Here is a 22,616-nt window from a genome sequence, read left to right as displayed (position 1 = left end):
TAAATATATTATGATTTGTTAAGTCTTTTGAATGTCATATCACCTATGCTATTTGATTTCGAGTGCATATATGTCCAATATATTCCTTGCAAAGAATCTAACTCATCATAAAAATCCAAAATAGCAGCACCTTCTAATTTACCAAATACTTTAGGCTTATATTCTTTATTAAAGTGACCATTCCACATATATTTTAGTTGATAAACTCCTTCTACTTGAATAAGCCTTGCCATTGTTGATTGTGACATCACTCTATCGCCAGTAAATTCTAAACTAATACTAGACCTAGTTTGCTTAATAATGACTTTCATTATATGAGGTTCTTTATCACTTTTTTTTTGCACAATAGCTAACTATTCGCCATTTAAATTTGGAAGATTATCAAAAAAAGATTTAGTAAATTTAAACTTCCATAAATAATTATCAATAAGCCAAATAATGGCTGTACACAAAAGCACAGAAGGGAGCATAACTTTGAAAATATTTATCCAATTTCCAGTAATAAAAAATATAAAAACTGATGTTACTAACAAACATGAAATAACACCTATTTTTATAACAAAACTATCATTCTTCATTTTATTGTATGGTCTCCATACTCTAATAACATATAATCAATATTATCACATAGTAGAGTAGGCAATTAATATGTTTATCTAATAAAACTTGAAGCGCTATAAGACAACTTGAAAGTGTCCGCTTCTCGCCCAAGCTGTGTGAAAACTCGTTTTTTACTGCGTTTCAATACTATTCAACTCAGAGAGAGTAAAAATATTTATACACTGAGATTCATCTCTAGGAGTGCTCAGAGCCTTTAAAACTGAATATTTAGCGCTATCGGGTTGCGGTGTTTCAATGGCTAATAGTTGTAATCCTCACATAACTTACTCGGTTAGAAATGTTGCAAAAAATGAGTTTTCACACAGCCTGTGCTCTTAGCTGAATGTAATTTGTCATTAATGGAATAGAATAATTTTTATTTAGTAATACTTTCATTAATTATATTTTTAGATTTTTATTTTATTCTTAATACTTCTTTTTTATATTTTATGTTATATTTATACTACTATTTTTATTTCTGAGAGTTTTTATATGATTACACTAGAAGAATTTATGGAAAAAGAAAAAACAGTTGGTCGCTCAAAATTAGAACCATTTAAAAGTGATATTTTGACTCTTAAAAAAAAGGGGTTCACAGAAGTTGCTATTAGAAAATATTTGGCTATGAACGATGTTACTGTTTCTCAACGGGGATTAAATCTGTTTATCAAAAAAAATATTAATATAGAAATAACCCAAAAAACTGAACCTGAAAAAAAAATATCTGAAGAAAAAAACTTGAATAAAGTTTCTTCAAAAAACACAGAACCAAGAAAATTTGATTGGCAAACTCCAGTGAATGAAGAAGATATGATTTAACTTTCTCATTTTTCTATATATTCTTCATTTTTTCTTTTGGATAGAAAGAAATTTTTTTGAGTATTTGATATGCGCTACTAATAGCTAAAACATTTTTTAAACAAACATATTCCAAATATAAAGTAATTCCAAATACTAAACAAAATATTATATTACTTTGTCCTTCGGTAAAAGGGAGAAATTTTTTCCAAAAAATATAGGTTAGAGAGACGATTAAAAATATAATAAACGGGATACAAGTTTTAATTTGTTTGAAAAATCTAAGATTCTTACGCAAGATGAAATCATATTTAGGGTTACATTCAAGTGTATTTTTTACGAGAAGAAACTTTCTTGATAGGCGAAAATTAATAATATCATTTTTTGTCGGGGAATACTTCATAATAAATTTTACATCTTCAAATGATAACCCTCTAAATAAACTTATTTTTGCTACATAAAGCTCACAAACATAATAAGATAGCTCATTATAATCCTCATCAAATTTTTTTAATCGATCAATATCAGAAAACCAAAATTTATCATAAGCACTCTTATACCCAACATAAACAGTAACAATAGATACCGCAACAGCAATAATTGATTTCCAATCAAAAATAATATCAGTCATTTTTACACACTCCTTTTTAAACAAATGACATTATATCTTAATTTGTTTATATATTTATTTGGCAAATAAATATTGATTCTCTATTTTTATATTTTATAAAAAACACCATAAATACACCATCATGTTTATAAGTAACACTACTTGACAATAATATTCTTCTGGATCTGAACTATAACCAACAGTTTGCTCTGTTACATCAGATTCCTATATAGTTAATACCTAACCCAGTAAAGTTTATATGGGATAACAATATTAAAGTTGAAATAATTATTATTTATTAGTCGTATTGGCTATGATATTATACTACAAACCACATTAGCATTTTAGGGAATAGATATGCTAAACAAGAATAAAAAAGACCAAAAAGATATTTTTCTTACAATACCTGAATTAAATATTTTACTTGATAGAACAATTGATTTTATAAAAACATGTGAAAACAAAGTAGCAATAGTCCTTTCAATTTATGGAGTTATACTTGCAATACTTTTTTCTAGTGAGAATATTCAATCGGTTAAAAATGCAACCAAATCAATATTGGTAGCTGATCGTTGTATAGGGATTCTTTTTATTATTTTTTTTATAATTTCCCTTCTAATACTCATACTCGGTATTGGGACATTATTAGCAGTATTATTTGCTAATACAAAATGCCTTGAATACCAATCAAAAATTTTTTTTAATCATATTGCTACCAATTCATCTTGGAAGCAATATAAAGAAGTACTACTGGAATATAGTGAAGAAAATCATAAAGATGATTTAATTTCTCAAATTCATAGAAACTCAACAATTTGCAGCATTAAATTTAAAAGATATCAAACTGGATTGAAAATATCCCTAATTGGTTTTTCTTCTTTTATATTGATGTGGGTAGTCTCAATGTCTGTTTAATAAATGAAAAGTAGAAAACTATGGCAACTTATGATTATAAAGCAGGAAAAAAACGGGTAGATGAAATATTAAATAATAAATTACAAGTTTTTGAACAAGGTAGAGTTCCCTCTGAAGATGCCTTTACTTTTGATAACGCCTATTATGCTTGGGTTACAGGAATTTTTGTAGATATTAGAAATTCATCTAAGCTATTTGCTGATGAAGATAAAGAAAAAGTTTCTAAAATAATTCGTAGCTTTACTTCTGAAATTATAGAAATCTTACGAGATGACGAGAATAGAAGAGAAATAGGAATTCGTGGCGATTGCGTATATGCAGTTTATACTACTCCGTATAAGTCAGATATATATGAATGTTTAGATAAAACATTTTGGATTAATACCTACATGAGAATGCTTAATGAGCTACTAGAAAAAAAAGGGTTTCCTACGATTTCTGTTGGTATTGGTATTTCAACATCTCTGGAGCTAGTTGTTAAAGCAGGAAGAAAAGGAGTTGGAATAAATAGTAAAGTTTGGATAGGAAAAGCAGTTACACAAGCATCCAATTTATCATCATTAGGTAATAAAGGTGGTAACCAACCAATTATTTTATCCAACTTAATATATGACAATATAATCGAACAGCTTATCAAAACAAATGGCGAGCAAGGAAGATCATGGTTCCATTCATTTTATGATAATCAATATAATTTGAACTATAGTGCTGATGTTATTAAATCGGAATTTAACAATTGGATTTCTGATGGAATGAAACCTTAATATGGGTATAGAATTTTCAAAGGTGAACTATGCCAGATTATGATTTATATTATGCATTGGTAAATTGCACTCCCATGTCATTCTTTGATTTGTTTTTCTGGCTTGTTCGGACATACGGTCTTCACATGCTTGATATGCCATAAAATCTCTGTCAATAATAATACCGAGTGTCCGTTTGTATTTGTCTATTCCACGTGTTTCAACAAGCACTTCTTTACCAAAAACAAGATCAGTTAAAGCTTGCTTAGCTTTTTGTCCATAAGCCTGTCCTGATTCTGGGGCATCTATTTGATGTAACCTAACTTTAATCTGTTTTTTTTTGCTTAGTTAAGCATCTGATTGTATCCCCATCAGAAATACCAACTACTTTGCACTGGATTGTTTCTGCTTGCACAAATAAAGGCAAAAACAATATAGGTAAAATCAATAATTTGTTCATGTATTTCTTTCCTAAAAAAGCAAAATGTGGATCTGATGGTTTTTATTAGTTTTTTTAAATAAGTAAGGTGCACCACTATATTTATATGAAGTAACCCTATGTTTGTATTCTATGTATATTATGCCACCTAGTAACAAACTAATTTGTCTTCTATAAACAAACTAATCTGTACTCTATGTACAAAGTAATGATTTTTAAAAGAATAATTTTACTATCAAAAATGACTATATTTGGTACATAAATAGAGGGGTTTGATTGTTTTTAGAAGAAATAACTATTTGTTTGCTTTTTATGCCAAAAATACTAGAAAAATAGGCTAATTTTGACGATTTTATAAATTTTAGGCGCAATAATGCTATAGGAGGAGATTATTTCTTCAAAATATTTGAAAGGATATTCTTTAGGTTCTCTTGAGCTGTTTCTTTTGTTGAACGAGTACCTTTTGGTTCTCTTGCTGCTTTGATTTCTGCATTGATCTGTTCTTGAGTAACTGGAACAGTAAGTGATTTTGCTGCTGGACTAAAGTTTGGTTTATAAAAGGCAGCCCAGCCTTTAATAGCGCTTTCTTCCATAATAAGATGAATATCAAGCTTCTGATCGCGTAATGCCTTTAATTCATTAATGCGTTTTTTCTTATCGATATTCAGCATGGCACGTCCTTTTTTACGTTGACGCATACCAATAAACTGATTCCATAGTTTAATAGGCATCCAGTTAGGTACCCTAAAGCCATCACTATCAAGCTGGTATTCATTAATGTCTTGAGGAATAGGCAGCCCTTTGACCTGATAAACTAATTTTAAGAGTTTTTCAGCGTTGACCCTAAAGTGCATTTTATTGAAGATACCACCCTTTTTAAAATCAAGGACACCAAGCTTGGTTAAATAGGTTCTGGCCACTTCATAGCCTCGTCTGGTAACACCTATTTCTGAAGCTAAGTCTTTACCTGTTTTCCAGAACCAACCATCACGATGAGGGGCTTTACTTTCCACATTTTCAGCCCAATAGAGGAACTTACTTAGTATCCTAAGTGTAGGTTCGTGATTATCACACAACTGCCTTAATTCGCTGTAAACAACGAACTCAGTTGAGAGGGTAGAACGTATCGAATGAATGTTCATTTAATGAATAGGTCTGGTCTTACATCTTCACGTGAAACAGTACCATTTGTGATTTTTTCAATAGATACAGCTATATGGGCAGGAATTTTGTTGCGCTCTTTATACCAACTATTCACTGTAGCTCTTTCTACACCAAGTTTCCTACCTAGTGCTGCCTGAGAACCAAAATAGGAAATTGCTTTTTCCAAAGCACTTTCTTTCTCTTCATTTATCATCATAAAATCCTTACCTAACCATTTTGTTTACCAATAGTATTTATTATTTCAAAATTTGTCAATTATTACTATACGACACAATGCAAAAGCAAGTGTTACCTTTATAAAAAAATATACAAGGTTTATTATTAGTGAACATCCAATTATCTGAATGGGTAAAATCTGCTAGATTACATAAAAATTTAACTCAAGAAGAGTTAGCTTTCGAGGTCGGCTTTTCGACTAAGGCTAGCGTTTCCGCAATAGAGAATGGTAGAAATCAACCATCATTTGAAACAATATTAAAAATAGCAGAGATTTGTTCATATCCTCTACCTTACCAGAATATTTTCCCTGTAAAAGTATCAGACTCAAAAGATGATATTGTTACACTTCCTTTTTATAGAATGGGATTAGATGCTCCTATCATTTTAAAAGGAAGCGAGAATATGAGTCAGATTAGACTAATAAATATCCCGAAATTTATTTTAGAGGCAAACAAAGTAGAAGAAAAATATGTGGTTTGCGTTCAAACAAGGGACAATAGCATGTATCCTAATATCCCTGAAATGACAACCACTCTTATGGATATTTCATCCACTAATATTATTAATGGAAAAATATATAACATCGTGTATGGAGAGTTAAATCTAATAAGAAAATTATATCTATTGCCCGACAATAAAATAAAATTAAGGGCATATAATAATGAAGAATACGAAGATATAATTGTAGAAACAGAATCTATTCGAATATTAGGGCGAGTTTTTAGCTGGATAGTATCGAATCAATAAATCAATTTTTTAACGATAAGCTGCGTAAGGCAGCTTATTTTTTATCTTTATGTATACTATTAATTGACTATATATTTATTTATGGTTATTATAAATATACAAACTTATTTTTACCTGCTCATTAACAATTTAGCCCGAATAACTCCAAAGAATTCTTATGTTCGTTTGGTAACAAGGGAAAGACGCACAGTAATGTGCTACGCAACATTCTGGTCGTTGCGTTATCAGTGAATCGTCCGTCTAGGAGTTTCTTAGACAGTTTTAGACAAAAATCTATTACAGGAAACCAGAACCGCCCAACTGCGAAATCCTAAAGCATGGCTTTAGGGGCTTGGCGGCAATAAAGGCAGTCTTCATCCTTATCTATTATTTATTCTTTGAAAGATGTTCTATGAAATTTAAATTATGTTCTTTTTTTATGGGGATCGGTTTATTTTTAACCTCAACTTTATCTTTTGCTGAAGAGGATATCCTGACAGGGGATACCAGATTATCTTGTGAAGCTATTTTGTGTTTATCCAGTGGTGACAAACCAAGTGAATGCGCACCATCGTTGAAACGTTATTTTGGCATTCACAAGAAAAAAATGTCTGACACAATCAAGGCACGCAAGGATTTTTTAAGTATCTGCCCATCCAGCAAAGAGGAAGGCATGCCTTCTTTAATCAGTGCCATATCAAAAGGTGCAGGTCGTTGTGATGCGGATGAGTTGAATCGGGTCAATCGTAAGCTGGTTAAAGTGCCGAATCCTGAATATCAACAATGTGTTTCAGGGAAAAAGGGGTATCGTACACAGCCTTGTGCAAGTATACCCAGTGTGATCTCAAAATACATTATTCAAAACGCTAGACCATCTTACTGTACGGCGTATTTTAACCATGGGTGGACTTATAACGTTGATTCTGTGAAATATGTTGGTGATCCATACAATGGTGGTAAGTGGGTTAATCAATAACTGAAACAGCCTGATTTTTCAGGCTGTATTTATTTTAAGAGGCATAATATGAAAGAAGTTCATTTAATTACTCAAGGTAAAGGTGGTGTGGGTAAATCACTTGTTGCCTCTTTTATCGCTCAATACTTAAGAGCCACTAATCAGGACACACCTGTTCATTGTTTTGACACTGATCCTGTGAATCCAACATTCAGCCGTTATAAAGCATTGGATGTGTCTGTGGTCAATATCCTGAACAACAATAACAATATCGACTCTCGAAACTTTGATGGGTTGGTTGAACAGCTTGTTGAAGGTGATGGTATTGCTGTTGTGGATAATGGGGCGGCGACATTTGTTCCTTTAATGTCTTATATGGCTGAAAACTCGGTTGATGCTTTACTGGCAGACAGTGAGGTTGAATTGTATATCCACTCAGTTATTGCTGGTGGCCAAGCACAAAAGGATTGTTTGGATGGGCTGTTTAAAACGGTAAAGGGGATACAGGCGCATGTGGTTGTGTGGTTGAATCATCATTTTGGGCAGATTGAAGAATCAGGTAAATCTTTTTCTGAGTTTAAATTTGTGAAAGATCATCGAGATAAGATTATTAAAACTGTTGAGTTGCACCCTCGTAACCCTGACACATTTGGCAAAGATATTCAGAAAATGACTTCTTTAAATCTGACGTTTGATGAAATAGCTAATCATCCTGATTTCACTATGATGCCACGTCAACGTTTGAAACAAGTGAGAAATGATATATGGGGGCAACTAGGACAAGATGAATTATTCAGCAGAGCAGGGAATCAAGAATGATGATATTGAGCATATCATTCAACAGGTGTTTCAGATATCAGGGGTTAAATTAACGGCTGATGACCCGATTGTTGCGGTATTGCTTCTTCAAGAAAAAAATCAGTCTGCTCATTTTTTGGCTCTTCAGGAAGAAACTCAAAAACTCTTGGGTGCTGTTTCTGAAATTAAAAAGTATCGGGAACAGGTTTTGATGGAGCTTATGGGCGAGGCCAAACGCTCTTCTGAACAAGCTGAAGAACAGGTTATTGGTATGGTGAATGCTCATTTGTCTGAGTTTAAATACTCTTTAGCTGATAAAAACATAACCTTAAACAAGATTTATCTTTTAATAATAGGAATCATTGGCATATTGATCGGTATGGTTCTACGTTCTCTTTTTTGAGATCAGCTTAGATGTTTATTGATTGACCCGACAAAGGGTCATTTTTATTTTAAGAGGGAATTGAAATGGCTGAATATCTAAATTCCTGCCTGACTGATGAGGACATACAGGAAATTACAGGGTTGGAACAACCAGCAGCACAATGTAGGGCATTGGATAAATTAGGGGTGAAATACTCCAAACGTCGTGATGGTAAACCTCGGACAACATGGCGATTATATGAAGATGCCATTCAGGATAAACAATATGCTTCAGAGCCTGATTTTTCTATCTTTGCAAAGGATGGCCAATATGGGTAAACCACGTACTAAAAATACAGGTCTTCCCCGATACGTCTATCTGAAGCATGGAGCTTATTATTATGTGCGTCATAATAAATGGACAAGGCTTGCGAAAAAAGGGGATGAATCTGGTATGTATAAAGCCTTATCTAGCATTACTCGAATGGAAAACCAAAAGCCTGTTATGCTCGGTATCTTTGAAAGATATGAACGTGAAGTTTTACCAACAAAAGCTCAAGGTACAATAAAAGATCAAAAGCATCATCTACAAATCCTCAAAGGTGTATTTGGCAAAATGGATCCAACAGCAATACTACCCAAGCACATTGCTCAATATTTGGATAATAGAGAAGCAAAAATTGCGGCGAACAGAGAAATAGCGTTACTTTCTCATGTATTCAGGAAAGCAATACGCTGGGGGCTAGCAGAAAAAAATCCTTGTTTAAATGTTGAAAAGAATCAGGAAAAACCGAGTGATCGATATATTGTAGATTGGGAGTTTTACGCTGTATACCAACAAGCTGCTACACATGTTCAAATTTTAATGGACTTAGCTTATATAACAGGGCAAAGACAGGCTGATTTATTAAAAATCAAGCATTCTGATATCTCAGAAGAAGGAATATTTTTTGAGCAAAATAAAACAGGTACTAAGATTATTGTTATTTGGTCTGATGCTTTACGTGATGTGGTGAATAGAGCCAAAAAAGAGTTTCCCTTTTCATTAGAATATTTAGTAGTTAACTCCAGAGGACAAAAATACAGTTCAAGTGGTATACAAACAGCTTGGCAAAGATTAATTGTTGATTGTATAAAAAGAGGCATTATTCAGGAAAGATTTACGTTCAGAGATATCAGAGCAAAGGCTAGGAGTGATGGTGATGATAAGAAACTACTGGGGCACGCTAACCCTGAAGCAATGGCAAAAATTTACCAAAGAAAACCTGTCAAAGTGCAGCCTGTTAAATGATGATATTAGACAACTGTCTAATATAAAAAAAGAGCTAGCCCATTTTTATTAGCTAACTCGTTGATTTTTTTTGGTGGGCCTAGTAGGACTTGAACCTACGACCAACGGATTATGAGTCCGCTGCTCTAACCAACTGAGCTATAGGCCCGAAACTCTAAAGTTTAGAGGCAGGATTATAACATAAAATTTCGAAATGAACAGAAGAACACTTATTGTTTTTAAGGAACCACACTTAAACCACCATCCACCGCCAAAATTTGTCCTGTCACATAAGGTTGTTGATACAAAGCCCAAACAGCAGTAGCAATATCTTCTGGTACCCCAATCTGCGCCAAAGGAATGCGACTTATAATGGCTTGCTTTTGTAGCGTATCAAAAACATGCTCACTTTCAGGCCAGATATTGGCACCAGGAGAGACACCATTTACTCGAATATCTGGTGCTAAATCCTGCGCTAAAACTCGGATTAATTGAGCATGTGCAGCCTTAGCAAGGTTATACACAACATGGTTTTTTAAGGGAAATTGAGCATGAATATCCACAATACCAATAATGGCTCCTTTTGACGCTTTTAAAAAAGGGGCCGCCGCTTGGCTAAGCAATAAAGGGGCTTTAACATTACTGCCCATTAAATCCTGCCATACTTCTTCAGTAATTTCACCTAAAGGGGTAGGATAAAAACTGGAAGCATTATTCACCAACAAATCCAAACGACCAAATTGCTGCAAACATTGTTCAATTAATAAAGGTAATTTTGTTTCATCCAGTAAATTAGCTGAATATACGGCGGCACTATTAGGGCGAATATGGTTAAGAGAAGCAGCTAATTCATTGGCAGACTCAACCGACTGGTGACAATGAATCAATACATTCATACCTTGGGTATGCAAATGAGTAGCAATGGCTCGGCCTACTCTTAAAGCCGCTCCAGTAATCAAAGCAGTCGAATGTGTATATTGATTCATTAAAATAAAAAAACCTAATCTGTTACTTTAAATTTATTTAAAGCTTCATTGAACATATTCAAATATTGTTCTGATACATAAGGCTGTAATAAGCTTAAGACTTGAACCATGCCGCGCTCTTGTGTATTTTCAGTTAAATGTCCTTGATGTAAAGAAGCATCAAAAGAAAACCAGTATTTGGTAATCAGCCAAATATTAAAAATACATGATTTAACTTGTTCCTCTGTCATCTGAACCACACCCGCGACAATCATGCTATTAAAATGGGCGCGAATAATTGGCCCCATATGTTCTTGCGAAAAATGCTGATACTCATTGGCCAAAGCATCGCTTCTGTCAATCAAAGTAGTTAAATCACTGAATAAAAAACGATAATGCCACATCAGTGCAAAAGCAGATTGAAAATAATCTATCATCATACCAATATCTTCACAGATACCATTTGAAGACAGCCGTTCAATAGACTCTTGACGGTATTGTTTAAATAATTGCAGAATAATTTCATCTTTATTATGGAAATAGTAATAAAGATTGCCAGGGCTAATCCCCAAATGTGCAGCAATATGATTTGTGCTGACATGCCGCTCGCCATCCTGATTAAACAGTTCTAAAGAAGCCGCAACTATTTTTTGATATGTCTTTTTTTGTGAAAGATCTTTTACCATCCCGTCTCCCAACCCCCTTAAGCTGATATTTTGGCAAATGCCAGCTTAGCTTTATCTAATGTTGCTTCAATAATGTCATCTGTATGCGCACTTGAGACAAATCCTGCTTCAAAAGCAGAAGGTGCAAAATATACCTGCTGCTCAAGCATAGCATGGAAAAAGCGACTGAATAATTGTGTATTCGATTGGGTGACTTGCGTATAGCATTGTGGCACTTGAGCACTAAAATACAAACCGAACATACCCCCTACAGCAGCACTGCTGCATTCAATGCCTGCACCCTGAGCAGCATGAACTAAACCTGTTGCTAATTTTTGGGTAGCTGCACTCAATTGTTCATAAAAACCCGTTTCTTGAATCAACTCAAGTGTTGTTTGCCCAGCGGCAACAGCAACAGGGTTACCAGACAATGTACCCGCTTGATACACACCACCTAAAGGAGAAATACAACTCATGATGTCTTTACGACCACCAAACGCTGCTAAAGGCATGCCACCACCTATTACTTTACCTAAAGTCGTTAAATCTGGTTGAATACCATGTAACCCTTGTGCACAACCTAAGCCCACACGAAAACCTGTCATCACTTCATCGTAAATAAGCACTGCACCATGCTTTTCAGTTAACTGACGCAATGATTGCACAAACTCTTGACTAGGTTGAATCAAATTCATATTGCCCGCAATAGGCTCTAAAATCACACAAGCAATTTTATCACCTATCTGGGCAAAGGTCTGAGCCAACTGTTCTGAATTATTGTATTCAAGGACAAGTGTATGCTTGGTAAAATCTTCAGGCACCCCAGCAGAACTTGGATGACCAAAGGTTAATAAACCAGAACCTGCTTTGACCAGTAAGCTATCAGAATGGCCATGGTAGCACCCTTCAAATTTAATGATCATATCTCGCCCAGTAAACCCGCGCGCCAAACGTATGGCACTCATAGTCGCCTCTGTCCCTGAACTAACCAAACGAACCTGCTCAATACTGGGCACTAAATGACAAATAGTTTGTGCAATCACCACTTCTGCCTCAGTAGGTGCCCCAAAAGATAATCCACCTTCTGCTGCTTTTTGTACGGCACTGATGACTTTAGGATGCGCATGCCCAACAATAGCTGGCCCCCATGAACCAATATAATCAATGTATTGGGTTTCGTTTTCGTCCCAAAAATAGGCTCCTTTAGCTCGTTTCACAAAACGAGGGGTACCACCCACGCTACCAAATGCACGCACAGGGGAATTAACCCCACCAGGAATGTACTGTTTTGCCTGTTCAAACAATATTTGATTTTTATCTGTCATCATCATCTCTTTCATTTATTTTTATTATGTTCATACTAAAAAGGTTTAAACACAACAAGGTAAACGGCTAAAAACATCACCAGCACAGGGATTTCATTAAAAAATCGGAACCATTTATCGCTTTTTTGATTTCGCTGTAATTTAAAATTCATCAGTAACTTATAACAATATGCATGATATGCCACAAGCAATACACCACTGGTTATTTTAGCATGTACCCAACCGCCGGCCCAAGAAGCATCCCAAACCAAATACAGTCCTGATAATAATGCCAATACCCCAATAGGCGTCATAAAACGAAATAAACGTCCCGCCATGCCAATTAACAAAGCTTGCTTATCAGGAGAATCTTGTGTCATGGCTAAATTAACAAAAATTCTAGGCAAATAAAACAACCCTGCAAACCAAGAAATCACCATACCAATATGGAAAATTTTTACAATCAAATAGCTCATTTTTGACTAATCTAAATAAGGAAAAAAGGCTACTTTAATACAGATACTGTATTAAAGTGCCTTTTTACAGGTTAAGTTACTGGCGAATGCCCCAAGCTTGATCTAAGTTATGTCCAGCCTCTTTTAAGGCAGTATCTGCTTTTTCTTTAGCAGCAATAAGTTCTTGCAATTGTGCCTCTGCTTTTTCAACTTCTTGTTGCGCCCCTTGTACACGAGCTTTTGCTGTTTCAACTCTTTGCTTGGCAGCTTCTACTTTAGGGCCAATATTATCGTGTTCTTTTAAGGCATTTTGATACTGTATTTGAGCTGAAAGCAATGCTTCTTCTGGGGTAGCAGCAAACAGCACTGAATAACAACCTAACAAGAGGGGAAGTAATATCAAACGTCTCATGCACATCCTCCTTAAATTTTATTTATTGCACACATAATTATACTGTTTTTCTACTGCAGAACCGGGGCTTACCTTCATAAAAGTTCGTTTGGTTGCATCATAATTATAACTGTAAACTGAATTACCTTGTTTGTTGAACAACTGAGTATCTACTAAACTGAATGTACGATTACTGCAATTAACTTGCCAAGTATTAATGGACGTTTTGTATTCAGGTACATTAACAAAATGTTCTTTTGATAAGTTATCAATGGTTTTTCGATCTTTAAAGGTAACAATATTCCCATTTTTTTTAATTGATGCTTTGTCCAATTCGTGTAGAATATTGTTATTGGTTGACACCCCTATATTCACCCAAGAAGCGCCTTGATTAGCTGTATTTAAAGGTGAATTGACAGAAGGACAACCTGCCAACAAGAGTGTGGCACCAATACTGGCTAAAGCAAGTACTTTTTTATTCATTACAACACCTCAAAATCTAAAGAAGCTTAATTTTGGCATAGCTTGCTGTTTTTCTAAAGCATTTTCATGTATTCTTTTTGTTAGAATATGTTAATTTTTTACCTAATTTACCCAAAATCGAGAAAGTTTTGTTTTTTTATCCTTATAAATGAATATATTAACCCCAGAAGAAATTTTACATGATGTTTTTGGTTATACCGAATTTAGGGGATATCAATCAGACATTATTCAAACATTGCTTCAAGGTCATCATGCTTTGGTTCTTATGCCAACAGGCGGCGGAAAATCCATTTGTTACCAAATTCCTGCATTAATACGCCCAGGAATGGCTCTTGTCGTCTCACCTTTAATTGCATTAATGATTGACCAAGTTGCCGCATTAAAAGCCGTTGGCATTCAAGCGGCTTGTGTTCATTCAGGCACCACCAGAGAAGAAATTTTTGACATCGCCAGACAAGCTCAGGAAGACACATTAAAGCTATTATATGTTGCACCAGAAAGGCTCATGACAGATAAATTTAGCCGTTTTTTATCCTCTCTTACCTTAAGCCTGATTGCAATTGATGAGGCACATTGTGTCAGCCAATGGGGACATGACTTTCGTCCTGAATACCAACAGTTACAATTACTCGCTAATCAATTTCCTGATGTCCCTCGTATTGCCTTAACTGCAACCGCTGATACCGAAACCAAAGCAGATATTCGCCATTATTTAGGTTTGGAAGATGCCAAAGAGTTTGTTGATAGTTTTGATCGCCCTAATATTTTTTATCAAGTGATCGAAAAAAATAATGGCAAAAAACAACTGTTACAATTTTTAAAAACCCATGGGCAAAATCAAAGTGGCATTGTGTATTGTTTATCTCGTAAAAGAGTGGAAGATGTGGCTCTTTTTTTACAAGAGCAAGGATTTGATGCCTTGCCTTATCATGCAGGCATGTCGTTTGAGCAAAGGGAAAAAAATCAAAAACGATTTCTACAAGAAGACAGTATCGTCATCGTCGCCACAATTGCCTTTGGCATGGGCATTGATAAACCCGATGTGCGCTTTGTTGCCCATCTGGACTTACCCAAAAGCATAGAAGGTTTTTATCAAGAATCAGGTCGAGCAGGACGAGATGGTTTACCTGCCCATAGCTGGCTTTGCTATGGTTTAAATGATCTAGTCTTACTCAAACAAATGATTATGGAAGGTTCAGCAGCCGACATACAAAAACAAGTTGAATTACAAAAGCTCGATGCCATGCTCAGCTTTTGTGAACTATCCAGTTGTCGTCGGGTACAACTTTTGGCTTATTTTGGTGAACACAGCACCCCTTGCGGCTACTGTGATAATTGTAAAAACCCACCCACTCAATTTGATGCAACAGTACTGGTACAAAAATTGCTTTCTTGCGTGTACCGTGTTGGGCAAAAATTCAGTGCCAGCTATGTCATTGATGTCTTACGTGGCGTTGAAAATGATTGGATTTTAAGCCAAAAACATCATTTACTGTCCACTTTTGGCATAGGCAAAGAACTCTCTGAAAAAGAGTGGCGCGGTCTAACCCGTCAATGTGTGGCACAAAAATTATTGGACATTAACTTACATTTTAATCAAGCATTACAATTAACCGAAAAAAGCAAAGCCGTTTTAAAAGGAGAACAAATCGTCATGATTCGCCCCTTAAAACGAGATAAACCCAAAAACACACCTGTATCTGAAACATGGCTCAGGACCGAACGAGAAGAACAATTATGGCAAGCATTGCGTCTGTGGCGAAAAGACAAAGCACAAGAAGAAAATGTGCCAGCTTATGTTATTTTCCCTGACAGAACCTTACGCCATATTGTGCAAAGTCGCCCAAAATCCATAGAAAATTTGTCTTTAGTTTATGGCATGGGACAAACAAAACTTGAACGTTTTGGGCAAGAAATACTGGGTATTATTCACAAATCTGATCAATAACATCCGATGCATTACAAATCGACACATTATATGAAAATTATTTATCTCAAAGAACAACCAGAATACCAAGAAACCGCTATTGCTTATATTCAAAGCAAATGGCCTATGGTCTGGCCTCAAATGTATCAAGACTGTATTAGCCACAGCCTCCACACTGAACCCCCCTTACCCAGATGGTACCTTTTGCAACAAAACAATCAAATCATAGGTTGTGCAGGTTTAATTACCAATGATTTTATCAGTCGAATGGACTTATATCCTTGGATTTGCGCTTTATTTATTGAAGATTCTTATCGAGGCAATGGCTACAGCCATTTGTTACTGGAAGCGGCGATACAAGATGCATTTAATGCAGGGTTTAAACATGTTTATTTGGCAACTGATTTGATTGGGTTTTATGAGCAATATCATTTTGACTATATGGGTATAGGCTATCATCCTTGGGAAGAAACCTCTCGAATATACGTATTTGATATTTTAAAAAATGTTGGCTTACTCAAAAAAAACAGCTAAGAGAAACTCATCAACTTAGCTGTTTTGATGTTTATTTCAAACAAATAATCAATTAATTTGTTTCTTCTAATGAATGCTCTTCATCTTCATGTTTGTAAAAAGGCAATGGTTTGGTGAATATTGAACTTAAAAAAGCCAAATAAATCAAACCAGCAGCAGCCCAAGCCAAACCAAGCCCCATAGAATGGCTGTCTAAATTAACCCACAACACACCTACAGACAGCGCACCTAAAATAGGCGAAACCAAATAACGAAAATGATCATTTAATGTTTGTCTTTGTTTCTCACGTATATAAAACTGAGCAATCACACATAAATTGACAAAAGTAAAAGCAACCAAAGCACCAAAGTTAATCAAAGCAGTGGCTTTTTCTAAATCAAACCAAGTGGCAGATAAAGCCAACACACCAACCAATAAAATATTGATTACAGGTGTGCGCCAGTATTGATGCAAGTTACCAAAAAACCGTTTTGAAATGACTCGATCGCGTCCCATTACAAACAATAAACGCGACACCCCTGCTTGAGCAGCCATTCCAGAAGCCACAACGGTAACACAAGTTATACACAATAAAATATATTGGAATAATTGCCCACCCACAATTAAAGCAATTTCAGGCAATGAGTTATCAGGGTCAATCACCCCTTGTGTATTGGGGAAATATAATTGAACAAAATAAGACACAATAATAAAAATCACACCACCAATAAAAGCGGTCAGAAAAATGGCACGAGGCACCACTTTTTTCGCATCAACTGTTTCTTCCGTTAACGAGCTAATACCATCAAACCCCAAGAAGGAAAAACACAGAATCGTGGCACCCGCGATCACTGGAATCAATTCAGTTTCTGCTGTAAAAAATGGTTGCGGCGTAAATAAAGTCCCTGTCCCTTGCCCATTCAGCACGCCTTGAATCACCAAACCCGCAAATAACACAATAATCGCAACCTGAACAATCACAATAATACTGTTTAAATTGGCCACGATATTAATGCCTCGAACATTGGCAAAAGTCATGATAAACACTAGCGCAGAAACAAACACCCAGCCAGGAATCATTGGGAACATAGCTGTTAAATAAATCTTGGCCAATAAAATATTAATCATCGGCATAAACAAATAGTCTAGTAATGATGACCAGCCGACCATAAAACCGACATAAGGATGCATTGATTTTTGCGCATAAGTATAAGCGGAACCAGCAGAAGAATAGCGCTGCACCATTTTGCCATAACTTAAAGCAGTAAATAAAATGGCAATTAATGCAAAAATATAGGCTGTTGGGACATGTCCCTTAGAAATATTGGACACAATCCCAAAAGTATCAAACAAAGTCATTGGCTGCAAATAAGCCAAACCAATCATGACCACTTGAAATAAGGTCAATGTTCTTTTTAACTTTACTGCCTGCATAGGGGTGGTGGTTCTGTTAATCGCCATGGCTGTTCTCCTCACTCAAACCAGATAAATATAGTGATAAGCATGTAGCGAAGGTAGGTGGAGGGCAATCAAACGACTGAGACCGAACAAACAATGCCCTATGGGCATTAAACGCATCCCCAACGCCTATATAAGCTGGCATGAAAGAAAGAACATTTTTCATTTAAATTCCTTACAAAACATCATATAGACCATTTTTGGTCTGTATTATCATTTCCAGAAAATTCTGGCCCCTTTTGTTTGATTAAAAATTTGTACCTATAAAAAGAAAAATAACCGAAAGTTGCGTGTGCACATTCGGTTATTCTGACGCAGGGGGCGATTTTGCCCTAAGTACTCTTTGCATGCAAGGTAATTTGCCTATTTATGGATGATATACTACTCTTGTATGACCTCACTACCACAGTCTCAAAAAATACATTTAAAATCAAAATATTACAAATAAATTTTCATTGGGGATTTTAAACTATTTGATTAATGGGCTTCCCCACTTTAAAAGCATTAATATTTTGAATCAATGAATCCGTTAAATTCTTTAAAGACTCTTCACTGGCCCAAGCAATATGAGGGGTAACAATAATATTACTTAAGTCAGAAGCCAATAAAGGATTCGATTTGACTGGCGGTTCTGCGCTTAATACATCAAAACCAGCACCACCTAATTTACCTGATCTTAAAGCATTGGCTAAAGCCTCTTCATTCACCAAACCACCACGGCTAACATTAATGATGATGGCACCCTCTTTCATTTGTGCCATTTCTTCATGATCAATTAAATGATGGGTATGCTCATTTAATGGGCAATGAATAGAAATAACATCTGCCTGTGCCAATACTGTTTGAGCATCTACATAACCCTCACGACAACTCGTGGCACCTTTATGTTCAGCAAACAATACGTTCATATTAAAAGCCTGAGCAAAGCGAGCAAATGCCGAACCAATCTCCCCTCGCCCAAAAATACCCACTGTTTTACCTACTAAATGATAAAAAGGGGTACCAAACACACAAAAAAATGGCGACTTAGACCATGAGTCGAGTCTGGCTTTTTGTTGATATTCAGGTAAACGATGCATCAGCGCGATCATCATCATAAAAGCATGCTCAGCCACAGACACTGTACTGTAACCGCTGACATTACACACACAAATACCCAATTCTTTAGCTGCCACAACATCAATATGGTTATATCCTGTTGCCGCTACCGCAATCATTTTTAATTGAGGATTGGCCAACATATCCTGCCGCGTGATTTTCACTTTGTTGGTAATGGCAATTTCCTGCCCTTCAAGTGCTTTGGCGACTTCATTTTCTGGACATAAGTAATGATCTGTTAAAACAAACGGAAAATTAAATTGTAAATTCGCTTGTGCTAACGTGCCTCTATCTAAAAAAACAATATTGGTCATTTTTTAAAACCCTTTTTAAACCCAGTGAACAAAAACTTAAGTGTACATTAATTAGGTGCACGCGTAATTCTGATTCTCACCTGAGAAGACACCGTTTGATGACGTTGCCCATAACCAAACAGCACCACTTTATCTTCTGTTCCAGACTGATCAATACCCGCTACATCAATCCACTGACCTAATTGCCCCTCAATGGTAGAAGCAACTCTCTGCCCTTGATTTTGGGCCAGTAAGTCGATCACCACATTTTGACCAACCACTCTTGGGCGAACACTGAACCCGATTTGATGTCGTAAACTGCCCTCTTTATATTGCCGAGGATTCAGTTCAATATAACCTTCTGTACCAGACAATAAACGTAAAGTTTGCTGACTGTTATTTTGGCTATTGGTACGGTTCGCATAACCATCTACAATAATGCGTCCATTCACATCAACTTTTGTATTCTGAATATCCACGCCATCAATTCGCACTTGTGCCCCTAAAGCACTATTTTGCCCGCGTCGATTAGCACCTTGTTCAACTTCAATAATCAAAGATTCTTGTTTTTGATCCAAACTTTGGATTAAGGGCACAAGCACCTTAGCCCGCTCAGATGACACATTTAAAATAAGCTTATTATCAATGGTTGTGGCACTTTCGCCTGCTTGTAATAATGCTTGCACATTGGGCAAAACATCTTCAACAACTCGATGATAAAACTGAATAATTTCATATGAGAAAGCCGGAGAAGCAAGCAAAAAAATATTGATAAGCAAAATAAACCATCGGCTAATTTTCCGTTTCATGATGACTCTTTTCCTCTAATTAATATCATATTCATTCATTTATTGAACCATATACATTCAGTGTTTACCTGAACGCCAAATGGCCCAAATTAACCAAAGGCTGTTACAAAAAGCAATGGAATAACCAATAAAACCAAACAAAGACAAACCAAATATTTTTGGCCCCGTATCAACCGTCATCACAATCGATGAGCCAATAATTAAAGAGCCTGTCACAATCCCCATGGTCAAACGATTGGATGTTTTATCCAATTGATTACCAAAATCATCCAGACGTTTTAAATCTAAATTGATATTAAATCGACCACTGCGTAAATGCTTACCCAGATATAAAGCATTTAACGGAAAATCAGATAGCACCCGTTTTAAAAGATTCCCTTGAGCCTTACCTTTTCGCCACAATTGAGAAGGAGAATGACGCTCTTTTAGAATGTTCACCACCAGTGGCTTCGTATGCTCTAATAATTCAAAATCCTCATCTAATGCCCTAACTACAGACTCTAACATAATCAAGGTCTTAAACAACATCACCAAATCTGCGGGCAGTGTTAACTGATGTTCTCTGACCAAAGAAGTAATATCATTAATGACTTCACTGATTTTTAAATTTTTTAAAGATACATGCTCATAATTGAGCATAATATCCATCACATCCTCTCCTAAGCGCTCTTCATTTGGGATACTGCCCTGAGCCCAACTACTGAGAATCAATTGCATACTGAATTGATCATGTTCAATCAAAGCCTGAATCAGGCCAATAATTTCTTCCTTCCTTTTCGCCGTTAACCGCCCAACTAACCCAAAGTCAATAAAGGTGATTTCACCACAGCTATCCACAAAAATATTACCCGGATGCGGATCTGCATGGAAAACACCATGAATCAAAATCATACTCAAAATGGCATCTGCTACATTTTGGGCAACTGTTTGTTTTTGGAGCTTGGTCAACCCCAAATCGTTAACATCTTTTAACAAACACCCATGCACAAAATCCTGTACCAGTATTTGTTCATTGCTGTATTCAGGGTATACTTCGGGGACAGTTACTTCAGGATTATTGATGAAGTCTTGCCTAAAGCGTTGCAAAAGCTGCAATTCATTATTTAAATCAAGCTCTTGCTTCAAGCTTCTGGTAAAATAAATAAACATTTGTTTTGGTTGATAACGACGTATTTCAGGCAACTCTGACTCAATCAGTGTCACAACACGAGTTAAGATGCGCAGGTCAGCCTGAACTTTTTCATCAATATTGGGTCGTTTAACCTTCACGGCCACTTCCCGACCACTGTGTAGCACTGCCCTGTGTACTTGAGCAATGGAAGCACTGCCAATAGGAATAGGGTCAAATTCTCTAAATAGAGCCTCTAATGGCTGATTAAGAGATTGCTCAATTAAAGCAACAATTTCATCCTGATTGACGGGTTTTACATTATTTTGCAATTGCGAAAACTCATTAATCCACTCAGGAGGAAAAATATCGATACGGGTAGATAAAATCTGCCCTAGTTTGACATAAGTTGGGCCTAGCTCTTCAAATGCCAAACGAAAGCGCTTTTGTATGGGAATATAACGTGCTTTTTGAATTTCGTTTGCCTTACTGCGTGCACTTAAACGCCCAAATAGTTTAATGCGTTGCATAAAGCCACCTAGGCCATATTTGGCCAATACAGTGGCAATTTCGCGCATTCGGGGTAAATCACGTAAAGCAACAAAAGTATATCTGAACATGTATACACGCTTTCGAAAAGCATAATGAATTAGATTGCAGAATAACATACCCTTGCTGAGCAATAAATATCAACAAGGATAAGGAGTTTGAGTTACATGAAAAAAATATGGCAATTGTGCCTGATGTTGAGTCTAAGTTGTTCATTTAGCTATGTTGCGCAAGCAGATGAATTAGACGACATTATTATTGTAAAAACCAACAAACAAAGAATAGACGAAGAAAAAATAGAAACCAATAAAAAACAAGCTGGCGATGTCATCATGAACGCCATGGGGTTATTGGGTGTGCCTTACGTCTTTGGTGGCTCTACCCCAAAAGGGCTAGATTGTAGTGGTTTCATTCAATATGTATTCAAACAATCGGTTAAAGTAACCTTACCTCGAACAGCAGCACAAATGGCAAAGACAGGACAATCCATTGAGCGCAGTGAATTAAAGCCTGGTGATTTGGTTTTTTTTAATACTCGAGGCTTTGCTAATTCACATGTTGGTCTGTATATCGGCAACAATAAATTTATGCATGCCCCTCGGACAGGAAAAACCGTGGAAGTAGCTCTAATGACAAACAAATACTGGAATGCGCGTTATAACGGTGCGCGCCGTGTCGATTCAAGTAGTGGTAAAGCGGCCAGTTTCGTTACAGCTGAAAGTAAGCCTCTGAATACTTCAACCAATACCCAGACTAAAAAAGCCACACCATCATCTGAACCCAAAAAGAAAACAGATGCGGTCAAACCCAAACAGCCCCAAAAAACAGACAATAAAAAATCATCTGCTAAAAAAGTAGAAACCAAAAATAACAAGAAAAAAGAAACTAAAAAGACTGAAACTAAAAAAGCAACAACCACGAAAAAAAGTACAGACAAAACCAAAAATAAGAAAAAATCTTAAAGAATCTTCAAAGTAGGCTGAAGATCAGCCTACAA

29 protein-coding genes and 1 tRNA gene are annotated in these 22,616 nt (G+C 35.9%); 12 read left to right on the top strand and 18 right to left on the bottom strand.

Translation table 11 applies throughout. From position 1 onward, the window contains the following. Positions 1-8: 8 nt before the first annotated feature. Entirely contained in the window at positions 9-344 is a 336-nt protein-coding gene (locus AADH04_RS08395; RefSeq protein ID WP_434776842.1) for a hypothetical protein, read from the bottom strand. A 769-nt stretch (positions 345-1,113) separates the two neighbouring features. Between AADH04_RS08395 and AADH04_RS08390 the strand changes: the two genes are divergently transcribed. Next, positions 1,114-1,419, top strand: coding sequence for a hypothetical protein (locus tag AADH04_RS08390; protein ID WP_434776841.1), 306 nt, complete (start codon positions 1,114-1,116; stop codon positions 1,417-1,419). A gap of 13 nt (positions 1,420-1,432) precedes the next feature. Here the strand turns inward: AADH04_RS08390 and AADH04_RS08385 are convergent, their stop codons facing one another. Continuing rightward, on the bottom strand, positions 1,433-2,029 hold the full coding sequence (locus tag AADH04_RS08385) for a hypothetical protein (RefSeq protein ID WP_434776840.1): 597 nt from the start codon (positions 2,027-2,029) through the stop codon (positions 1,433-1,435). Positions 2,030-2,365: 336 nt separating this feature from the next. Between AADH04_RS08385 and AADH04_RS08380 the strand changes: the two genes are divergently transcribed. Continuing rightward, positions 2,366-2,923: a Pycsar system effector family protein gene (locus tag AADH04_RS08380; RefSeq protein WP_434776839.1), complete on the top strand. Its 558-nt coding sequence runs from the start codon at positions 2,366-2,368 to the stop codon at positions 2,921-2,923. 20 nt (positions 2,924-2,943) lie between these two features. Further along, positions 2,944-3,687, top strand: coding sequence for an adenylate/guanylate cyclase domain-containing protein (locus AADH04_RS08375; RefSeq protein ID WP_434776838.1), 744 nt, complete (start codon positions 2,944-2,946; stop codon positions 3,685-3,687). A 27-nt stretch (positions 3,688-3,714) separates the two neighbouring features. Here AADH04_RS08375 and AADH04_RS08370 read toward each other — a convergent pair whose 3' ends face one another. From AADH04_RS08370 to AADH04_RS08355, 4 genes are all read right to left on the bottom strand, one after another. Continuing rightward, the gene (locus AADH04_RS08370; RefSeq protein WP_434779823.1) at positions 3,715-3,975 is read right to left on the bottom strand and encodes a thermonuclease family protein; all 261 of its coding nucleotides are present in this window, start codon (positions 3,973-3,975) and stop codon (positions 3,715-3,717) included. A gap of 16 nt (positions 3,976-3,991) precedes the next feature. After that, positions 3,992-4,126, bottom strand: coding sequence for a hypothetical protein (locus AADH04_RS08365; protein WP_434776837.1), 135 nt, complete (start codon positions 4,124-4,126; stop codon positions 3,992-3,994). Positions 4,127-4,494: 368 nt separating this feature from the next. Next, positions 4,495-5,118 carry a hypothetical protein gene (locus AADH04_RS08360; protein ID WP_434776836.1) on the bottom strand — a complete coding sequence of 208 codons (624 nt, stop codon included), beginning with the start codon at positions 5,116-5,118 and terminating at the stop codon, positions 4,495-4,497. Between the two features lie 125 nt (positions 5,119-5,243). Continuing rightward, the gene (locus tag AADH04_RS08355) at positions 5,244-5,465 is read right to left on the bottom strand and encodes a transcriptional regulator (RefSeq protein ID WP_434776835.1); all 222 of its coding nucleotides are present in this window, start codon (positions 5,463-5,465) and stop codon (positions 5,244-5,246) included. Positions 5,466-5,593: 128 nt separating this feature from the next. Between AADH04_RS08355 and AADH04_RS08350 the strand changes: the two genes are divergently transcribed. The 6 genes from AADH04_RS08350 to AADH04_RS08325 all read left to right on the top strand — a co-directional run bounded on the left by AADH04_RS08350 (position 5,594) and on the right by AADH04_RS08325 (position 9,621). Further along, a complete protein-coding gene (locus AADH04_RS08350; RefSeq protein WP_434776834.1) occupies positions 5,594-6,235 on the top strand; it encodes a helix-turn-helix domain-containing protein in 642 nt (213 codons plus the stop codon). Between the two features lie 418 nt (positions 6,236-6,653). Further along, positions 6,654-7,190 carry a TrbM/KikA/MpfK family conjugal transfer protein gene (locus tag AADH04_RS08345; protein ID WP_434779822.1) on the top strand — a complete coding sequence of 179 codons (537 nt, stop codon included), beginning with the start codon at positions 6,654-6,656 and terminating at the stop codon, positions 7,188-7,190. 48 nt (positions 7,191-7,238) lie between these two features. After that, positions 7,239-7,988, top strand: a complete 750-nt coding sequence (locus AADH04_RS08340) for a conjugal transfer protein TraL (RefSeq protein ID WP_434776833.1) — start codon at positions 7,239-7,241, stop codon at positions 7,986-7,988. After that, positions 7,954-8,370 carry a hypothetical protein gene (locus AADH04_RS08335; RefSeq protein WP_434776832.1) on the top strand — a complete coding sequence of 139 codons (417 nt, stop codon included), beginning with the start codon at positions 7,954-7,956 and terminating at the stop codon, positions 8,368-8,370. The genes AADH04_RS08340 and AADH04_RS08335 overlap by 35 nt, the downstream gene beginning before the upstream one ends. Before the next feature lie 65 nt (positions 8,371-8,435). Further along, positions 8,436-8,669 carry a DUF4224 domain-containing protein gene (locus AADH04_RS08330; RefSeq protein WP_434776831.1) on the top strand — a complete coding sequence of 78 codons (234 nt, stop codon included), beginning with the start codon at positions 8,436-8,438 and terminating at the stop codon, positions 8,667-8,669. Beyond that, positions 8,662-9,621 carry a tyrosine-type recombinase/integrase gene (locus AADH04_RS08325; protein WP_434776830.1) on the top strand — a complete coding sequence of 320 codons (960 nt, stop codon included), beginning with the start codon at positions 8,662-8,664 and terminating at the stop codon, positions 9,619-9,621. The genes AADH04_RS08330 and AADH04_RS08325 overlap by 8 nt, the downstream gene beginning before the upstream one ends. Before the next feature lie 71 nt (positions 9,622-9,692). On the opposite strand, the gene AADH04_RS08320 is transcribed toward AADH04_RS08325, so the two are convergent. The 7 genes from AADH04_RS08320 to AADH04_RS08290 all read right to left on the bottom strand — a co-directional run bounded on the left by AADH04_RS08320 (position 9,693) and on the right by AADH04_RS08290 (position 13,863). Next, positions 9,693-9,769 (bottom strand) — tRNA-Ile (locus tag AADH04_RS08320). A 70-nt stretch (positions 9,770-9,839) separates the two neighbouring features. Further along, complete coding sequence (locus tag AADH04_RS08315; RefSeq protein WP_434776829.1) at positions 9,840-10,586, bottom strand: pteridine reductase; 747 nt, start codon at positions 10,584-10,586, stop codon at positions 9,840-9,842. A gap of 14 nt (positions 10,587-10,600) precedes the next feature. After that, positions 10,601-11,251: a TetR/AcrR family transcriptional regulator gene (locus AADH04_RS08310; protein ID WP_434776828.1), complete on the bottom strand. Its 651-nt coding sequence runs from the start codon at positions 11,249-11,251 to the stop codon at positions 10,601-10,603. Between the two features lie 17 nt (positions 11,252-11,268). After that, positions 11,269-12,555 (bottom strand): glutamate-1-semialdehyde 2,1-aminomutase, encoded by a 1,287-nt coding sequence (gene hemL, locus AADH04_RS08305; protein WP_434779765.1) that lies wholly within the window; start codon positions 12,553-12,555, stop codon positions 11,269-11,271. 35 nt (positions 12,556-12,590) lie between these two features. Beyond that, positions 12,591-13,010, bottom strand: a complete 420-nt coding sequence (locus AADH04_RS08300; protein WP_434779764.1) for a CopD family protein — start codon at positions 13,008-13,010, stop codon at positions 12,591-12,593. Positions 13,011-13,086: 76 nt separating this feature from the next. Continuing rightward, a complete protein-coding gene (locus tag AADH04_RS08295; protein WP_434779763.1) occupies positions 13,087-13,401 on the bottom strand; it encodes a hypothetical protein in 315 nt (104 codons plus the stop codon). Between the two features lie 18 nt (positions 13,402-13,419). After that, positions 13,420-13,863 (bottom strand): surface-adhesin E family protein, encoded by a 444-nt coding sequence (locus AADH04_RS08290; RefSeq protein ID WP_434779762.1) that lies wholly within the window; start codon positions 13,861-13,863, stop codon positions 13,420-13,422. A gap of 148 nt (positions 13,864-14,011) precedes the next feature. On the opposite strand from AADH04_RS08290, the gene recQ reads away from it, so the two are divergent. Beyond that, a complete protein-coding gene (gene recQ, locus AADH04_RS08285; protein ID WP_434779761.1) occupies positions 14,012-15,811 on the top strand; it encodes a DNA helicase RecQ in 1,800 nt (599 codons plus the stop codon). A 30-nt stretch (positions 15,812-15,841) separates the two neighbouring features. Further along, entirely contained in the window at positions 15,842-16,324 is a 483-nt protein-coding gene (locus AADH04_RS08280) for a GNAT family N-acetyltransferase (RefSeq protein ID WP_434779760.1), read from the top strand. A gap of 52 nt (positions 16,325-16,376) precedes the next feature. On the opposite strand, the gene AADH04_RS08275 is transcribed toward AADH04_RS08280, so the two are convergent. The 5 genes from AADH04_RS08275 to AADH04_RS08255 all read right to left on the bottom strand — a co-directional run bounded on the left by AADH04_RS08275 (position 16,377) and on the right by AADH04_RS08255 (position 21,690). Further along, entirely contained in the window at positions 16,377-17,765 is a 1,389-nt protein-coding gene (locus AADH04_RS08275; RefSeq protein WP_434779759.1) for an APC family permease, read from the bottom strand. After that, complete coding sequence (locus AADH04_RS08270) at positions 17,755-17,928, bottom strand: hypothetical protein (RefSeq protein WP_434779758.1); 174 nt, start codon at positions 17,926-17,928, stop codon at positions 17,755-17,757. Before AADH04_RS08270 ends, AADH04_RS08275 begins: the two co-directional genes overlap by 11 nt. Before the next feature lie 298 nt (positions 17,929-18,226). After that, a complete protein-coding gene (locus AADH04_RS08265; RefSeq protein WP_434779757.1) occupies positions 18,227-19,174 on the bottom strand; it encodes a D-2-hydroxyacid dehydrogenase in 948 nt (315 codons plus the stop codon). 47 nt (positions 19,175-19,221) lie between these two features. Beyond that, positions 19,222-19,962, bottom strand: a complete 741-nt coding sequence (locus AADH04_RS08260; RefSeq protein WP_434779756.1) for a hypothetical protein — start codon at positions 19,960-19,962, stop codon at positions 19,222-19,224. A gap of 57 nt (positions 19,963-20,019) precedes the next feature. Next, positions 20,020-21,690, bottom strand: coding sequence for an ABC1 kinase family protein (locus tag AADH04_RS08255; RefSeq protein ID WP_434779755.1), 1,671 nt, complete (start codon positions 21,688-21,690; stop codon positions 20,020-20,022). 96 nt (positions 21,691-21,786) lie between these two features. Here AADH04_RS08255 and AADH04_RS08250 point away from each other — a divergent pair, with 96 nt between their 5' ends. Beyond that, on the top strand, positions 21,787-22,581 hold the full coding sequence (locus tag AADH04_RS08250; protein ID WP_434779754.1) for a C40 family peptidase: 795 nt from the start codon (positions 21,787-21,789) through the stop codon (positions 22,579-22,581). Positions 22,582-22,616 lie beyond the last annotated feature (35 nt).

This window comes from Neisseria sp. Ec49-e6-T10 (assembly GCF_051132615.1).
GTDB lineage: Bacteria > Pseudomonadota > Gammaproteobacteria > Burkholderiales > Neisseriaceae.
The sequence above is the reverse complement of the archived record's forward strand: the minus strand, read 5'-3'. Positions and strand labels throughout refer to the sequence as shown.

What these genes read in the sequence shown, in the direction of transcription:
- AADH04_RS08390 (WP_434776841.1), top strand. Translation starts at nt 1,114, where the DNA reads ATGGAAAAAGAAAAAACAGTTGGTCGCTCAAAATTAGAACCATTTAAA.
- AADH04_RS08385 (WP_434776840.1), bottom strand. Translation starts at nt 2,029, where the DNA reads ATGACTGATATTATTTTTGATTGGAAATCAATTATTGCTGTTGCGGTA.
- AADH04_RS08380 (WP_434776839.1), top strand. Translation starts at nt 2,366, where the DNA reads ATGCTAAACAAGAATAAAAAAGACCAAAAAGATATTTTTCTTACAATA.
- AADH04_RS08375 (WP_434776838.1), top strand. Translation starts at nt 2,944, where the DNA reads ATGGCAACTTATGATTATAAAGCAGGAAAAAAACGGGTAGATGAAATA.
- AADH04_RS08365 (WP_434776837.1), bottom strand. Translation starts at nt 4,126, where the DNA reads ATGAACAAATTATTGATTTTACCTATATTGTTTTTGCCTTTATTTGTG.
- AADH04_RS08355 (WP_434776835.1), bottom strand. Translation starts at nt 5,465, where the DNA reads ATGATGATAAATGAAGAGAAAGAAAGTGCTTTGGAAAAAGCAATTTCC.
- AADH04_RS08345 (WP_434779822.1), top strand. Translation starts at nt 6,654, where the DNA reads ATGGGGATCGGTTTATTTTTAACCTCAACTTTATCTTTTGCTGAAGAG.
- AADH04_RS08340 (WP_434776833.1), top strand. Translation starts at nt 7,239, where the DNA reads ATGAAAGAAGTTCATTTAATTACTCAAGGTAAAGGTGGTGTGGGTAAA.
- AADH04_RS08335 (WP_434776832.1), top strand. Translation starts at nt 7,954, where the DNA reads ATGAATTATTCAGCAGAGCAGGGAATCAAGAATGATGATATTGAGCAT.
- AADH04_RS08330 (WP_434776831.1), top strand. Translation starts at nt 8,436, where the DNA reads ATGGCTGAATATCTAAATTCCTGCCTGACTGATGAGGACATACAGGAA.
- AADH04_RS08325 (WP_434776830.1), top strand. Translation starts at nt 8,662, where the DNA reads ATGGGTAAACCACGTACTAAAAATACAGGTCTTCCCCGATACGTCTAT.
- AADH04_RS08315 (WP_434776829.1), bottom strand. Translation starts at nt 10,586, where the DNA reads ATGAATCAATATACACATTCGACTGCTTTGATTACTGGAGCGGCTTTA.
- AADH04_RS08310 (WP_434776828.1), bottom strand. Translation starts at nt 11,251, where the DNA reads ATGGTAAAAGATCTTTCACAAAAAAAGACATATCAAAAAATAGTTGCG.
- hemL (WP_434779765.1), bottom strand. Translation starts at nt 12,555, where the DNA reads ATGACAGATAAAAATCAAATATTGTTTGAACAGGCAAAACAGTACATT.
- AADH04_RS08300 (WP_434779764.1), bottom strand. Translation starts at nt 13,010, where the DNA reads ATGAGCTATTTGATTGTAAAAATTTTCCATATTGGTATGGTGATTTCT.
- AADH04_RS08295 (WP_434779763.1), bottom strand. Translation starts at nt 13,401, where the DNA reads ATGAGACGTTTGATATTACTTCCCCTCTTGTTAGGTTGTTATTCAGTG.
- AADH04_RS08290 (WP_434779762.1), bottom strand. Translation starts at nt 13,863, where the DNA reads ATGAATAAAAAAGTACTTGCTTTAGCCAGTATTGGTGCCACACTCTTG.
- recQ (WP_434779761.1), top strand. Translation starts at nt 14,012, where the DNA reads ATGAATATATTAACCCCAGAAGAAATTTTACATGATGTTTTTGGTTAT.
- AADH04_RS08280 (WP_434779760.1), top strand. Translation starts at nt 15,842, where the DNA reads ATGAAAATTATTTATCTCAAAGAACAACCAGAATACCAAGAAACCGCT.
- AADH04_RS08275 (WP_434779759.1), bottom strand. Translation starts at nt 17,765, where the DNA reads ATGGCGATTAACAGAACCACCACCCCTATGCAGGCAGTAAAGTTAAAA.
- AADH04_RS08270 (WP_434779758.1), bottom strand. Translation starts at nt 17,928, where the DNA reads ATGAAAAATGTTCTTTCTTTCATGCCAGCTTATATAGGCGTTGGGGAT.
- AADH04_RS08265 (WP_434779757.1), bottom strand. Translation starts at nt 19,174, where the DNA reads ATGACCAATATTGTTTTTTTAGATAGAGGCACGTTAGCACAAGCGAAT.
- AADH04_RS08260 (WP_434779756.1), bottom strand. Translation starts at nt 19,962, where the DNA reads ATGAAACGGAAAATTAGCCGATGGTTTATTTTGCTTATCAATATTTTT.
- AADH04_RS08255 (WP_434779755.1), bottom strand. Translation starts at nt 21,690, where the DNA reads ATGTTCAGATATACTTTTGTTGCTTTACGTGATTTACCCCGAATGCGC.
- AADH04_RS08250 (WP_434779754.1), top strand. Translation starts at nt 21,787, where the DNA reads ATGAAAAAAATATGGCAATTGTGCCTGATGTTGAGTCTAAGTTGTTCA.